The sequence below is a fragment of the Bartonella tribocorum genome (assembly GCF_002778015.1).
Lineage (GTDB): Bacteria > Pseudomonadota > Alphaproteobacteria > Rhizobiales > Rhizobiaceae > Bartonella > Bartonella tribocorum_B.
Map to the genome: position 1 here is coordinate 1 of NZ_NJPP01000011.1, position 15,233 is coordinate 15,233.

10 protein-coding genes are annotated in these 15,233 nt (G+C 37.6%); 2 read left to right on the top strand and 8 right to left on the bottom strand.

The genetic code is table 11. The annotated features are described in order from the left end of the window. Window positions 1-1,787 precede the first annotated feature (1,787 nt). Both CEV08_RS04375 and CEV08_RS04380 read right to left on the bottom strand, forming a co-directional pair. Window positions 1,788-3,161: a glutamate--cysteine ligase gene (locus CEV08_RS04375; RefSeq protein WP_100130532.1), complete on the bottom strand. Its 1,374-nt coding sequence runs from the start codon at window positions 3,159-3,161 to the stop codon at window positions 1,788-1,790. Between the two features lie 68 nt (window positions 3,162-3,229). After that, window positions 3,230-3,973 (bottom strand): 16S rRNA (uracil(1498)-N(3))-methyltransferase, encoded by a 744-nt coding sequence (locus CEV08_RS04380; RefSeq protein WP_100130533.1) that lies wholly within the window; start codon window positions 3,971-3,973, stop codon window positions 3,230-3,232. Between the two features lie 231 nt (window positions 3,974-4,204). On the opposite strand from CEV08_RS04380, the gene CEV08_RS09515 reads away from it, so the two are divergent. Then, entirely contained in the window at window positions 4,205-4,348 is a 144-nt protein-coding gene (locus tag CEV08_RS09515) for a hypothetical protein (RefSeq protein WP_180753551.1), read from the top strand. A gap of 335 nt (window positions 4,349-4,683) precedes the next feature. Here CEV08_RS09515 and CEV08_RS04385 read toward each other — a convergent pair whose 3' ends face one another. Continuing rightward, a complete protein-coding gene (locus CEV08_RS04385) occupies window positions 4,684-6,564 on the bottom strand; it encodes an AsmA family protein (protein WP_100130557.1) in 1,881 nt (626 codons plus the stop codon). A 315-nt stretch (window positions 6,565-6,879) separates the two neighbouring features. Between CEV08_RS04385 and folD the strand changes: the two genes are divergently transcribed. Next, on the top strand, window positions 6,880-7,779 hold the full coding sequence (folD, locus tag CEV08_RS04390) for a bifunctional methylenetetrahydrofolate dehydrogenase/methenyltetrahydrofolate cyclohydrolase FolD (RefSeq protein WP_100130534.1): 900 nt from the start codon (window positions 6,880-6,882) through the stop codon (window positions 7,777-7,779). A 65-nt stretch (window positions 7,780-7,844) separates the two neighbouring features. Here the strand turns inward: folD and edd are convergent, their stop codons facing one another. The 5 genes from edd to CEV08_RS04415 form a co-directional block, all read right to left on the bottom strand. Then, a complete protein-coding gene (gene edd, locus CEV08_RS04395; RefSeq protein ID WP_100130535.1) occupies window positions 7,845-9,668 on the bottom strand; it encodes a phosphogluconate dehydratase in 1,824 nt (607 codons plus the stop codon). Between the two features lie 55 nt (window positions 9,669-9,723). Continuing rightward, window positions 9,724-10,476, bottom strand: coding sequence for a 6-phosphogluconolactonase (gene pgl / locus CEV08_RS04400; protein ID WP_100130536.1), 753 nt, complete (start codon window positions 10,474-10,476; stop codon window positions 9,724-9,726). A 12-nt stretch (window positions 10,477-10,488) separates the two neighbouring features. Further along, complete coding sequence (gene zwf, locus CEV08_RS04405) at window positions 10,489-11,964, bottom strand: glucose-6-phosphate dehydrogenase (RefSeq protein ID WP_100130537.1); 1,476 nt, start codon at window positions 11,962-11,964, stop codon at window positions 10,489-10,491. 120 nt (window positions 11,965-12,084) lie between these two features. Then, window positions 12,085-13,368 carry an NAD(P)/FAD-dependent oxidoreductase gene (locus CEV08_RS04410; protein WP_100130538.1) on the bottom strand — a complete coding sequence of 428 codons (1,284 nt, stop codon included), beginning with the start codon at window positions 13,366-13,368 and terminating at the stop codon, window positions 12,085-12,087. An 11-nt stretch (window positions 13,369-13,379) separates the two neighbouring features. Next, complete coding sequence (locus CEV08_RS04415) at window positions 13,380-14,807, bottom strand: glutamine synthetase family protein (RefSeq protein WP_100130539.1); 1,428 nt, start codon at window positions 14,805-14,807, stop codon at window positions 13,380-13,382. Window positions 14,808-15,233 lie beyond the last annotated feature (426 nt).

Below are 15,233 nucleotides of genomic sequence, written 5' to 3' on the forward strand. Positions count from 1 at the left end.
AATTTATATATTAAAAGAGAATTTTTTATCTACGAATAACTGTTTTAAGAAAAATAAATGAAATTATTCCCTTATTATTTAAAATTTACGACCCTATAAAAAGAGTTTTAAAAAAAATATAAATAATATTCATTTCATCTTAATACTGAATAATTTTAACGTATCTTATCCTATTAGTGTCCTTAATCACTCTCTTGTGCTCTTTGAATTGAAAAGAGCTTTCTTAAAAAATGATTCAGTAACAAACGGATATTCATTAATTTTCCGGAAAATAAACCATCAAGCCCTTCTTGCCAATTTTTGGATACTCTCAAAAGCTTTGACCACCCCTTAAAATAGAATTATTTTATTAAAATACCTTTTATATATTCTTTCTTTGCTCTCAATAAAAGCTTTTATTATTTTTCGAAATTCTCTTTATAGGCATAAAAATATGCCCTCTCAATAACAAAAAAATCGCAAATGTGAGGGATTTGAAAGCCATAATACCTATTGAACAATAATGCAATTAATAATGTATAATACTTAAAAACAACCCAAAGTACAGCGTCAACAAAAACACCATATGCCTTATCGATACAACCAAATTAAGCAATATAAAACTTCATAATAGCCGTATTTAATATCAGTCTATTTATCGAATATAAAGAGTTACATCACTCATGAAATATACCATAACATTTATTGTTTTATTTTCTCTATTAGATACTTTTGTTTGCTCTATTAACATCACTTGGAGATACGAAAGGGAACGATATGAATCGATACAATAAACTTTATCAGTCATATCTCAATAGCAACTGTAAAGGCCCAGAATATTGCGAAAAAGAGGAAAGAGCAAAAGGGCATATAAAAATGTTTAAAAGTAAAATAGAACCTGTCACATTGACAGAATAGAATAAGGTATCGTTTTAAAAATATTGAATAAAACTAATTTTTGAATTTTCATGAATGAGGTATTTAAAAATATTACTCAAAAAACACGTGTTTTTTGCGGATTCTTCACTCTTTTTAGGTAAAAAACCTAATATGAAGGTCTGTTACATCGTCAAAGAGGATACTATTTGATTTATGGAGAAAAAACGTTTTTCTCGCAAAACTTTAAGCAGACTTTAGTGATCCGATATTTGAATACATAGAAAAATTTTTTAATTCTCCAACGACCATTAGCCGAAAAGAACAAATCATCCCTATAGAAAAAATAATACCCTGTAATTTCCTTACCTATTTAAAATACAGCTATTGCCTTCATGATGACTGTATCACTATATCCTTTAATAGCATAAAAAATGTATAAGACCTCCCATGCAATCTTGCTCTTAAAAAACAAGAAGAAACAAATCGTTAAGAAGCGTATTCTATGTTTTTAAATAATAAAAGAAGCGTTTGTGACTTACCAGCACAACAAAATAAAGTTTTGTATTTTTATTCCACAGAATAAAGCACTTCATATTTTTATAAGCATCGTATTGAAACCATTGAGCACAAATACTATTTTTATCTCTTATTTAAAAGTAGAAAAATTATTTTCTGCCCTATTCATAAAAGCAATGAGCCAAGTGGATAAAAAACTCAATAGATCAAATCATCTTTAGCACAAAGATATAATATGGAGATCACGGAAATATCGTGATCGTCGTAATCTGCAATGTTCAATAAATCTTTGTATTGTATCCTTTATGAAAAAGGTTGAAGGCAAGGGTGAATATTCTCTCTAAGACAAATGAGTAAATGCACTACTACGATAATATGCATTAAAAAAAGCACGAAGTGTCTTTGCCTAAAATTTAATAGGCACATTCTAAAAATACAGGTTCGATAGACTCATCCCAAATAGAAGAGTAATGGGATAAAAGTTTTTCAGCATCTGTTTGCCCCGTCGCCACAACCTCTTCTAAAGGATGAAGAAAATTTGTCTCATCAAAACCATTTGCATCATACTGTTTGCGATTTTTTAAGCCCTTGCGAGCAATAGCAATAGTTTGACGGGCTAATTCTAAAAGAATGGTTTGACGAAAAGGGGTTTTTAGCCCTTCTTTGGGAACGCGTTGGCGCATATCTAAAACTTCTTCAAAACACCAATCTTTGGTCAAAGCCTCTGCCTCATTAAGCGCTTCTCTATCATAAAGAAGCCCAACCCAAAAAGCCGACAATGCACAGATGCGCTTCCAAGAACCGCCATCAGCTCCTCTCATTTCTAAAAATCTTTTTAAGCGGACTTCAGGAAATAACGTTGATAAGTGATTAATCCAATCTCCCATGTTTGGAATTGAATTTGCAACTTGTCCTCTTAGTGCTCCATTCATAAACTGACGAAACGTTATATGGGTACAATCATAATAACGGCCATCCCGTACAACAAAATACATGGGAACATCAAGGGCCCATTCAACGTAATCAGCAAAACCAAAACGCTCAGAAAATACAAAGGGAAGAACGCCTGTCCTCTGATTATCTGTGTCACGCCAAATTTCAGAACGCCATGACAAAAAGCCATTTGGGCGTCCTTCTGTAAAAGGTGAACTTGCAAATAATGCGGTCGCAACAGACTGTAACTTCATGGATACTTGCATTTTTCGCCGCATATCACTTTCCGATGAAAAATCAAGATTAACCTGGACTGTTGATGTGCGATACATCATATTAAGACCATTATGCCCGACTTTCGGCATATAATCAGTCATAATCTGATAACGTGATTTAGGCATTTTGGGTGTTTCAACTAACGTCCACTTTGGGCTGGCTCCTATCCCCAAAAAACCAATACCCAATGGTTCTGCAATTTTTTTGAGAAGAGCTAAATGTTCCATCAACTCATGATACGTATCACCTACTGTTTTTAATGGTGCCCCAGATAATTCAAATTGTCCTCCAGGTTCCAAAGAAATAGCTCCCTGATCAACTGTCCCTACGAGCCCAATAAGATTTCCTTCATCTAAAATAGGATTCCATCCTAAAGCGCTTTGCATTCCTTCTAATAGCGTTCGGATTCCCCTCTCACCATCATAAGGAACAGGACGAAACCCCTCTCTATAAAATGGAAATTTTTCATGTTCTGTACCAATACGCCAATCATTTTCTGCTTTATACCCTCCTTGGAAATAGCTAACCAAGGAATCTAAGTTATAAACTTCACTTTCATCCATTATATCAAGCGCCATAACTTATCGTATCCTATCATTGGTATTATCATCTTAAATGAATTGTTTAGAATGATTTTACAGACATCTCAACCCATTGACCAATCCCCCACGGTAGCATTAAGAAGAGCCAAAGCCGCAACAGCGGCAGTGTCAGCACGTAAAATACGTGGACCTAATGACATGGGAACCACAAAAGGATGCTTTTTTAAAAAGCTTCGCTCTTCTTCACTAAACCCACCTTCTGGTCCAATGAGAACACCAGGCGTTGTCATGTCATGCTTTTTAAAAGAAGGTAATGGATTAGGCGATTTATGCTCTTCATCACAAAAGAATAAAGGCTGTGTCTCATCCCAACGGGCTAAAAGCTCTGCTAATGATAGAGCCGATACGCATTCAGGGAGAGATAAAATGCCACATTGTTCAGAAGCTTCAATGACATTGGCTTCCATACGTGCCATATTAATACGCGTAACCTGCGTATGATGCGTTATAACAGGCTGCAAAATCGATACCCCCATTTCAACAGCTTTCTGCACCATATAATCCAACCGCGCGTTTTTGAGTGGAGCAAAACAATAAATAAGATTGGAATGCGTCGTTTGTAATCTTTCTTGATGAATAAGCTGAACCACAACATATTTTTTCTTAACAATGATAAGTTTAGCAAGCCATTCACCATCCTGTCCATTAAAAAGTAGAATTTCTGCTCCTTCTTTCATCCGTAAAACATGCACAAGATAAAAAGCTTGTGCTCCCTCTAGCTTTATTTCTTCATTCAAAACCAATGTCTGTCGGATAAATAATCTTTTAAGTTTATAATTTATGCGCATAAAGTCTTGCCAATGCTCACTATCGTCTTCAAGAAATGGAAAAAATATATAACAAAAAGAAAAAATTATATCTATAAAACTATTCTATATTAAAGAATTATAGAGTTTTTTAGCTTTATGAGATATTGGTTGGAACCAATAGATCTTTAAGTGATTCTGCTTTCATAAAAGTTTAAGTAATGCACCATTCATCTTTGCATTCAGTTATTAATGCATCAGTGGAGGAAAGACATGTCTGCGAAAAAAGCTACAATTATTACGATTACAGCCCTCTTAGCCTTTATTTTAATTACGATAGGGATTGGTTCTGTTGGAGCAGATGGAAAGTATAACGTTACCAAAGATGGCTATGGTATTTCTTCTCAGATTCAATAAGTACTTCAGATTCAATAAGTACTGGCCGATATACCCTTAAAGTTTTAAATGCAACAAAATGTTTTTTAGCAATTTTCTAAGATTTGCACTCATACTATGAATTTCTTGTATTTGAAAGATTCCATAGAGAGGCATTTTTATTTCTCTCTTCAACCGTTTATCTACATACCAACTGCACTTGTGAGTGAGAGGAAGGTTTTTGGTTTCATCACGAACAAATTTAAAATAAGAGAATCTCACAATATTGTAACCTCTTATTTAAATTTAAAGGCAGCTTTAAATTTTAAATAGATAAATTATCATTATAAAAATGTTGTACAAATGAAAAACGGTATTTAATCTACATCACTGTCTTTTATAATCAAAAAATTACCATGATCTTGTCCCTTAGAGCTTAAAGAAAATGCAAAAGGCCATGCAAGGCTATTAGCAAGACATTGAACATCTTTACATAGAGTTTCTGATCTATGGTTTTTGCGTAATTGTGCCTGTAATATCAATGCATTCTGCTTCTCTTGGGCAATAGCCGTTGCAATGGTTCCCTGTATGGATAAACTCAAATCTGCAGTACGCATCAATGACTCTGTCACCTTCATCATACCCTCTGAAAAGCTTGCCTGAATATCCCATTGATCAAAACTTGTAGAGAGAGAAGCATTATTTGTTAAAATAAATTGTTCATTTTTTGCAAGCCTTGTTTGTAATTCATTCAAATCATACCCTAAGAGCCGACCAGCAGACATCTTCAGTGTTAATCCACCCTGCATTTTTGTAAAAACTTCTATCCAAGAATCCGTAAATGTTTGTACCGTTGCGGTAAAATTTGTTTTGCTCTGTACAAATGGAATAAACCCTAAGGTTTCTAATGCCTTCTGTGTATCAATAGAAGACCCTGAAATATTTCCTCCAATACGTATTTTCTCTCCAGTCGACGTAATTTCAATATTACTTTGAACGGATCCATCCCAAATATTCGCATGTCCAAGATCAAAAATCCCATGCCCATCTCTTATTTGTATCGCAGTCGCTAAATTTGTGAGCGAAATATTTCCTACTTTAGCTTGTGGTGCTGAAAGCCGGATATCCAGTCCAATACGATCAAAAAGCACCATATCAAAGAATGATTTTTTTCTTTTAACCGAAAAAAATATGGAGCCCAAGAGGTTAAAGTCTAGGTTATCAAAAGCTAAAGAGCCCATGATATTTGGGACATTATCTTGAAAATCAAGTTCCAAAGCCCCACGTGCATTGGCTTTCCCCATCGTAAATGTAATATTGTTCATTTGGATATGCATTGGTCGCGCTAAAAATTGAGATTCCCATACAATGGGTATTTGAAATCTATGTCCCCTAAATTGTTTCCCTCCAACCCAAGATAAAGTCTGATTCCAGCCCGGTGAACGCATCGACACCTTTCCGTCAAAAATATAATATTCAGATAACCGAGCCTGTCCTGTGAAGGTTATTCCCCCACGTACAGAATTAAGACTTGCCTTAATCTGGCTTTTTCCTCCTGCCAAAAGTAACAATGCTTGAGAAGCATCAATTGATAATTTTGTAAATTCTCCGCGCCAACGAGCATCTGCACGAAAACGTACTTCCTCAGTCGATTCCGGCCAATCTAAAGTAGCATTTAATCCTGTTATTTTTTCTGCTACCCCTGAAAGGCTATCATGATACACAAGAGAACCACTTTCAATGACAACCCGCCCAAAAGGTTGTTTTAAAAGGTGTTCTATCTCTAAATGTTCAGGATTATGTTTTAATATTTCACGCGCCTTTTGTATGGCTAATCCTAAGGCACCTTGTGAGCAAGAAAATCGATCAAAAAAATCTGCCATTGTTTTAACGGGCTTTTCCATAACAAATTGAGGACGTACAATCCGCGTCTCTGAAAAAGAAATGCGTCCCCGAAAAAGATCAACGACAGAAAGATCAACTGTTATTGACTCAGCCTCCATTAATGGCGCAGCATTATCTCTTTTTGATGTTAAAGTAACACCGGAAAGAAACGCCTTAGGATAAGGAAAAAGATTTAATCGCGGTGGATCACGCAATTGCACATTATACCCTGTCCATGCACTCAACTCTTGCGCTAAACGAACACGAATCATATCCGTAGAAACAAGATAAGGTAAAACAAGAATCCCCACTCCAAATAAAAAGATAATTGTAATAAAAATTCCGCTCAAAAATTTTGTTATTCTGATGCGCACCATATCCCTCTACACGAATCCCCTATAGCCGCTTAAATACGAACTTAAATGATCGTTAAAAAGCTTTTTATAAATCTATAATTCACCATATACATTTTTTATTTTCATTATTTTTGTTCTTTATCCAAAATTTATTCAAACAACAATATTGTTGCTTCTTTATAAAACACTTATTTAAAACTCCTCTAAAAATATAAATCCACAATATTATCAAACCATTCTTATTGTTCTTATATAAATATTTTTATTAAACTCTATCGTATTATTAGAAAATGTTTTACAAAAAACAAACTGCCTTACCGAAAGGATGTCTTAATGAATAATATTATCGACGGAAAAAAACTTGCTGAAGAGATTATTGTAAAAGTTAAGGCTGAAACAAAAAAACTCCGCAATAACTATAATATACAACCTGGTATCGCTGTTATTATCGTTGGAGACGATCCTGCAAGCCAAGTTTATGTCGCCTCAAAAAATAAAAAAGCTGAAGAATGTGGTTTTTTTTCAATCAAACATACCCTTTCCAAAGAAACGCAAGAAAAAGAACTCCTCCAACTCATTGCAACATTAAATTCTGATCCCCAAATTCATGGTATTTTGGTACAACTTCCCTTGCCCCCCCACATGAATACAAACCGCATAACACAAGCTGTTTCTTTCCAAAAAGATGTTGATGGTTTCCATTATATCAATGTAGGAAAACTCGCAGCAAATGCACTTGAAGATGCTATTATTCCCTGCACACCAGCTGGTGCTATGATGATGATTGAACAACAATGTGGGAAAGATTTATCTGGTCTTGATGCTGTTGTCGTTGGTCGTTCTAATATTGTTGGCAAGCCTATGGCCGCCCTTTTAACAGCAGCCAATGCCACTGTAACAATAGCCCACAGTCATACCCGTGACCTTGATGATGTATGTCGTAGTGCTGATATTCTCGTGGCAGCTGTAGGCCGCCCACAAATGATTAAAAAAGACTGGATTAAAAAGGGTGCGATTGTTATTGATGTAGGCATCAATCGCATTCCAGCTCCAGAAAAAGGTGTAGGAAAAACGCGTCTCGTTGGGGATGTCGATTTTGAAAGTGTAAAAGAAAAAGCCGCTGTAATCACCCCTGTTCCAGGAGGCGTTGGCCCCATGACAATTGCCATGCTTATGTTTAATACACTTAAAGCTGCCGCTCGATTACACAATCTTCCTGTACCAAAATTCTAAGAATTGTAACAATCATTATAAATGATTTCATTGCACATGGTTTTCCTTGTTTCTTTTTACATGCCTCATGTCATAAAAACAGATGCCCCTTGATCTGCACGATTAACTGATTGACGAAAAACACGAAAAAGTTCACGTCCAACACCATATTCGTTTTTTGAAAGATCAGGAGGTGTGATTGTTCGCGCGTTAAATTTTGCTAAATCCTCTAAAAGAGTTAACTTGCCTCCATGAATATCAAGGGAAACAATGTCACCATCTTGCAAACGCGCAATGGGACCATTCTCCAAAGCTTCTGGTATCACATGGATGGCCGCAGGAACTTTTCCTGATGCTCCGGACATACGACCATCGGTTATCAATGCTATCCTTTGACCGCGATCTTGTAAAACGCCTAAAATGGTGGTTAATTTATGAAGCTCTGGCATACCATTGGCTTTTGGTCCTTGGTAGCGAATAACAGCGATAAAATCTTTATCATGCAACGCTCCAGATTGAAAAGATTTTTGGAGTTCCTCTTGATTATTAAAGACAAGAACTGGTGCTTTAATCTGCCAATATTCTGGTTTAACAGATGAAACTTTTATAATAGCCGTTCCTAAATCTCCCGATAAAACACGAAGACCTCCCTCAGATTGAAATGGTTTTTTCCACCCTGCAAGCACCTTATGATCACCACTTTCCTTAAGAGCGGCTTCACGCACCACATAGCCATCCGTAGAAAGCTTTGCTTCAATTGCATAAGCATTGAGATCTTGACCAAAAACTGTAGAAACGTCTTCATGTACTAAACCGGCCTCAATAAGCTCGCGAATAATAAATCCTATCCCCCCTGCTGCATAAAAATGATTGATATCAGCCAAACCATTCGGATAAATTCGCGCTAGAAGAGGGACATGGCATGAAATTTCTGCAATATCATGCCATGTTAATTGAATACCGCAAGCCGCAGCTATAGCCATCAAATGAATCGTATGATTGGTAGAACCTCCTGTGGCATTTAACCCTACAATGGCATTCACAAAAGAACGCTCATCAATGATCATACCAAGTGGTCTATAATGATCACCAAGATCCGTCATTTCAAGTACACGCTTTGTCGCTTCTTTTGTTAAAGCATCACGCAACGGTGTATTCGCATTGACAAAAGAAGCTCCCGGCATATGCAGCCCCATCATCTCCAGTATCACTTGATTTGAGTTAGCAGTCCCATAGAATGTACATGTTCCTGGTCCATGATAAGAACGGGATTCTGATTCCAAGAGTGTCTGGCGATCTATTTTGTTTTCCGCGTAAAGTTGACGTATTTTTGCTTTTTCATCATTCCCTTGACCTGTTGTCATAGGACCAGCGGGTATAAAAATTCCTGGTAAGTGACCAAATGTTAGTGCACCAATCAATAAACCGGGAACGATTTTATCGCACACCCCAAGATACAATGCTGCATCAAAGATATCGTGTGATAGGCTTATCGCTGTCGCCATTGCAATCACTTCACGTGAAAAAAGGGAAAGCTCCATGCCCGCATTCCCTTGCGTTACACCATCGCACATCGCAGGAACCCCCCCTGCTACCTGTGCAACCCCACCAACCATACGGGCTGCCTCTTTAATTAAATGAGGAAACTTTTCAAAAGGTTGATGGGCTGAAAGTATATCGTTATATGCTGTGATAATGCCAATATTCCCAACGATATTTCCCTTCAAACGCTCTTTGTCTATTGTACCACAAGCAGCAAAACCATGAGCCTGATTGGCGCATCCCAAAAAACTCCGCTTGGGACGATGAGTCTGCGCATTCGCAATACGATCTAAATAAATTTCTCGTGTAGGTCGAGAGCGTTCATAAATCCTTCGTGTAACAGTAGAAATTGTCCTGGAAAGTGCCATAACTCCCCCCTTTCATTGATGCTCTCCCCTCATTCATTAAAGAGAGAGTGCATTTCTATTCACCGTGTCTCTCATATTCTGATTCACCTATTTCATTTTCTGCAGGCGACCAATAAACCTGAACAAGATGAGGAGAATTACGCAAAACCGCCCGAACCGGCATTTCTATTTCAGCTCCCTCTTGGCAAGCTTCTTCAAAACAATTGCGTTTCTGAGCACCTTCAAAATGGAGAATAATGCAACGAGATTGCATAATAACTGGCAAAGTGAGTGAGAGTCTTGGCTCAACAGCGCTCTTGGCATGAAGTGGTAAAACAAGTGCTTGTGTTCGAAGATCAAGTGCTTGCTTTAGACGATCAGCATCAGGAAAAAAGGAAGCCGTATGTCCATCAATCCCCATTCCTAAAACAACAACATCAAAGGGTTTCGGCAAAGTATTAACACGGCTTGCTGCTGAAAAAGCAGCAAGTTCAACGGTACGTGCCTTATGATAAAGTCCTACAAAACGTGCTTTAGCTGCAAAATTTTGTAACAAATAACGCTGCACCATATATTCATTTGAACGCTCATCGTGTATAGGGACAAAACGTTCATCGACCAAAGTAATAATGATATTTTGCCAATCAATATCTGCTTTTGATAAATAATGAAAAAACAATTCTGGCGTTTTACCACCAGACACCGCTAAAACAGCTTTCTTGCGCTCAAGAACAGACACACTAAGCTCTGCTGCTACCCGATCTGCTAATGCGACTGCTAAAGACGTAGGCGTTTCAAAATCTAAACGATCAATATTAATTTTATACATAACTTAATTGCTCTAAACTAAATTGTTCCATATACGTCCATCACCTTCCATGAGGATCATCGAAGCAGGAGGCCCCCATGAACCAGCCTTATAACCATGAACAGGCTGTTTTATTGCTTCCCATCCCTCAATGATTGGATCAATCCAACGCCAAGCAGCCTCAACTTCATCACGACGCATAAAGAGTGTTTGATCTCCACGAATAACGTCCATCAATAAACGCTCATAAGCATCAGGGTTACGTTCAGAAAAAGCAGAGGCAAAACTCATATCTAATGGCGTATAACGAAACCGCACGCCGCCATAACTTGGATCCTTAATCATCAACCATTGTTTTACTCCTTCATCCGGTTGGAGACGAATAACAAGCCGATTAGAAAAAATCTCATCCGAATCTACATCAAAAATATTATGAGGTATGGGTTTAAAAACAACAACAATTTCAGACATACGCGTGAACATGCGCTTGCCTGTTCTTAAATAAAAAGGCGTATTGGCCCAACGCCAGTTATCAATCTTAACCTTAAGTGCAACGAATGTTTCGCTCCCACTCTCCTCTTTTCCAAGATCATCAAGATAAGAATCTACAGAAACACCATTTGATAGACCAGCAAGATACTGCCCACGCACTGTGTTCTGCTCTACATTATGCACATCAAGAGATGTTAAAGAGTTCAAAACTTTAAGTTTTTCATCACGCACAGCATTGGCACTATTGATAAAGGGTATTTCCATCGCAACCAAACAAAGCAGCTGCAGTATATGGTTTTGAACCATATCGCGTAGAGCACCAGTATTCTCATAATATTCTGTACGTCCCTCCAATCCTAAAGATTCAGCAACGGTTATCTGAACATGATCAATATAGTTGGAGTTCCATAGTGGTTCATAAAGTGTATTCACAAATCGCAATGCCATTAAATTTTGAACAATTTCCTTCCCAAGATAATGATCAATGCGGAATATCTGTTCTTCATTAAAAACACTAGCAAATGCATCATTAAGCGATACAGCTGTTTTTGCATCACAACCAATTGGTTTTTCAATGATAATTCGTGTTTGCGGTGTGACCAAATTACTTTTCCCCAATTTCATCGCAATATCAGCAAAAAGTGACGAACCAACAGCCAAATAAAAAGCACGAATATCCGCTGAATCTTCTGACAAAAAGAGAGCTAAATCTTCCCACCCTCGGTTTGAGGAAACATCAACAGAAACATAACTTAAACGTGCAAGAAAACGATGGAGTTCAGTTGAATTAAGATCTTTTGGATCGATATATTTTTCTAAACAAGCTTGGACAAAACTTTGATATTCTTCACGACTTAAGGAAATGCGCGAAACGCCAATGATACGTGTTGGCTCACTAAATTGCCCAATACACTGACAATGATAGAGAGCAGGCAAAAGTTTGCGTGAGGCCAGATCACCATTGCCGCCAAAAACAATACAATCAAAGGAAGAAACCGGAATAATTTTACGCACCATGAACTTATTTATTTTTCTATTCGATTATAAAATTCCACATTACTTATAAAAGCTTCCATTATTAAAGCAGATAGATACTAAATAAGCCATTAATTTTCTTCACTTCAATCAATGTTTCTATTAAAGGCGATCCATTAAAGAAAACCAACGCATTGCTAAAAATATAAGCGGATAACGCAAAACACTTCCTCCCGGAAAGGATGAAATCTTTAAGTCCTGAAAATGGGCAAAACGTTCATGATTCCCAGTCAACCATTCTGCGTATAATTTTCCCATAAAAGGAGCAAGCATAACGCCATGCCCTGAATATCCCCCACAATAAGTCATCCTTGAGAAAAGTTGGCGAACATAAGGCATACGTTCAACCGTAATAGCAACCGTCGCCCCCCAACGATGGGTCAAATTAACAGAGCGTAATTGAGGATAAATCTCAGAAATTTGCCGTTTTATACGTGTATCTAAATCTGCAGGATTCTTATTATTGTAACTTTCTACACCCCCAAATAAGAGACGATTATCAATACTTTTGCGAAAATAGCGAACCATAAAACGGGAATCGTCAACCGATTCACCCCCCATGAGAATTGAACTGTTCTTTGATAAAGGTTCCGTTGCGCCAATATAAGAGCGAATAGAAACAATATTTTTCTGAACAAAACGCTGAAGCCCAAGTTTGTATCCATTCGTTGCGAGTAAAACATGCTCTGCTGTTATACTCCCTTGTTCTGTTATCACTTTCCAATGAGCCCCATTTCTCTTCACGGTTGCCACTTGTGTCTTCTCATAAAGCTTAACACCAGCATCTTTAGCTCTTTTTGCCAACCCAACAATCAATTTTAAGGGATTTATATGGCCGGTATCCACATCATAAATACCACCACAATAAAAAGACGATCCAAGTCGCTCAGATGTTTCAGCCCTATCCATAAAAGTAAGCGCGTGATAGCCATAACGCTGCATTGCCTCAATATGCCGTTGATAAGAGAGAAGCACTCGTCTTTTATGGGTGACAGAAAGCTGTCCTCTTATCAAATCACATTGAAAATCTGGCATCGCGCATAAAGATAAAATATCTCTTTTAGCTTCTTCTGCTAAATCAAACAGCACTTTACTGCGCTCAAAACCATATTTTTTCTCTAATGTTTCGACCCATTGCCGTTGCCCCGTTCCCAGTTGTCCACCATTGCGTCCTGAAGCACCATCACCAAAACGTGATGCTTCACATAAAACAACATCCACTCCAGCATTCGCTAAATGATAAGCAGCTGAAAGCCCCGTCAATCCACCTCCAATAATGACCACATCGCACTTTCTATCTTTACAACAAGAAGGATAAGAGGGGCGTTCTTTTAAAGTATCTTCATACCAAGAAATTCCTGGAGAAATTGAATTAGAGCCAATCATCGTGATAAACCTCAAACGTTAAGCAAGAGATATTCGCGCTCCCACGGGCTAATCACTTCCATAAAGGTTTCAAACTCTTGTCGTTTGATTGCAGCATAAGTACTAACAAACACATCTCCTAGAATAGCACGTATTTCTGTATCTTGTTCAAATAAATTAACTGCTTCAATAAGACCACGCGGTAACTCAATATTATCAGCATTTACATTATTTGTTGTTGGCTCATCCGGTTCAATTTTTTGCTGTAAACCAATGAGACCACACGCTAAAGAAGCTGCAAGGGCTAAATAAGGATTCGCATCTGATGAAGGAAGCCTATTCTCGACACGCCGCGCTTGAGGAGCAGAACGAGGGACACGAAATGCTGTGGTACGATTGTCATATCCCCATCGCAAATTAACAGGTGCTGAAACATCTGGCATAAGACGTCGGTAAGAATTTACATAAGGTGCAAGCATGACAAGCCCTCCCGCCATATGTCTTTGTAATCCACCAATAAAATGGCGAAAACAAATACTTTCTCCACCGTCTTCCTGCGTAAAAATATTCATACCTGTCTTTTTATTAACGACTGATTGGTGAATATGCATCGCAGAGCCCGGCTGTCCTTGAATGGGCTTAGCCATAAAAGTTGCATACATACTATGTTTAAGTGCTGCTTCACGAATTGTGCGTTTAAACATAAAAACTTGATCCGCCAATTCAATCGGATCGCCATGACGTAAATTGATTTCAAACTGGCCTGCCCCTTCCTCGTGAATAAGCGTATCAATCTCTAATCCTTGCGCTTCCGAAAAATGATAAATATCATCAATGAACTCATCAAATTCATTCACACCGGCAATCGAATAGCCTTGTCCTCCACCAATTGAACGTCCAGAACGCCCAACGGGAGGAACTAAAGGATAATCAGGATCGGGATTTTTCTCTACTAAATAGAACTCAATTTCTGGTGAAACAACCGGCTTTAGATCCATCTGCGTATAAAAGTTGACTACTTTTCGCAAAACATTTCGTGGTGTATAATCGACGACCTGTCCATTTTGGTATACAAGATCACAAATCACCTGTGCTGTAGGAGCATCTTCCCATGGCACAATACTTAACGTAGATAAATCAGGCTCAAGACGCAGATCACCATCGGCTTTGGGATATTCAAAACCATGACCATCTTCAGGATAATCTCCTGAAATTGTTGCCATAAAAACTGCTGAAGGCAATGCTAGTGATGTTTCCGATGTAAATTTTTTAGAAAGCATCATCTTGCCACGCGGCACACCCGCTTGATCAGGTGTAATACACTCAATATCTTCTACATTCCGAAAAGAAAGCCATTGTAAAACTTGCTGCCAATTGCTTACACCACGTAAATTTTTAAGAAAACCAGCAACAGGCTTAGAACCCTTACTTTTTATTTGTTTACCATTTCTCACAGCCATAACACACCAACTTAAAACACAATCAAGCTCCGCTATTATGGTACCATCTCATGCATGAAAGTCACAAAAAAATTTTAATCAACTTAATTTTTATAGAATATATAACGTCTATCAAAGCAAAATCGTTCTTATCATCATTCTAAGCTGTTGATTTTATCAAACATGATGGGAAAATGCTCCTATACGCGATACATCGCGTGCTAATCTTCTTCTTATATAAGTGCAAACGATCGTGATCATAGCCCTTAACCTCTTGACAATATCGTTTGACAGCCAACAGTAAATTCGTAACCTTCAGCAACAAAAGGCGCATTTTAAGAAATTAGATGCTCCCTAAAAAATTAACCATTCGCAATAGCACTGTTGAATTTCTGATTTTCACTCAACAAGCTTGAGAAGATGGTATCGAAGTTCGCTATGAAAATG

Excerpts from the sequence above, each read along its gene's own strand:
- folD (WP_100130534.1), top strand. The coding sequence starts at position 6,880 with ATGAATAATATTATCGACGGAAAAAAACTTGCTGAAGAGATTATTGTA.
- edd (WP_100130535.1), bottom strand. The coding sequence starts at position 9,668 with ATGGCACTTTCCAGGACAATTTCTACTGTTACACGAAGGATTTATGAA.
- CEV08_RS04380 (WP_100130533.1), bottom strand. The coding sequence starts at position 3,973 with ATGCGCATAAATTATAAACTTAAAAGATTATTTATCCGACAGACATTG.
- CEV08_RS04410 (WP_100130538.1), bottom strand. The coding sequence starts at position 13,368 with ATGATTGGCTCTAATTCAATTTCTCCAGGAATTTCTTGGTATGAAGAT.
- CEV08_RS04375 (WP_100130532.1), bottom strand. The coding sequence starts at position 3,161 with ATGGCGCTTGATATAATGGATGAAAGTGAAGTTTATAACTTAGATTCC.
- CEV08_RS09515 (WP_180753551.1), top strand. The coding sequence starts at position 4,205 with ATGTCTGCGAAAAAAGCTACAATTATTACGATTACAGCCCTCTTAGCC.
- CEV08_RS04415 (WP_100130539.1), bottom strand. The coding sequence starts at position 14,807 with ATGGCTGTGAGAAATGGTAAACAAATAAAAAGTAAGGGTTCTAAGCCT.
- pgl (WP_100130536.1), bottom strand. The coding sequence starts at position 10,476 with ATGTATAAAATTAATATTGATCGTTTAGATTTTGAAACGCCTACGTCT.
- zwf (WP_100130537.1), bottom strand. The coding sequence starts at position 11,964 with ATGGTGCGTAAAATTATTCCGGTTTCTTCCTTTGATTGTATTGTTTTT.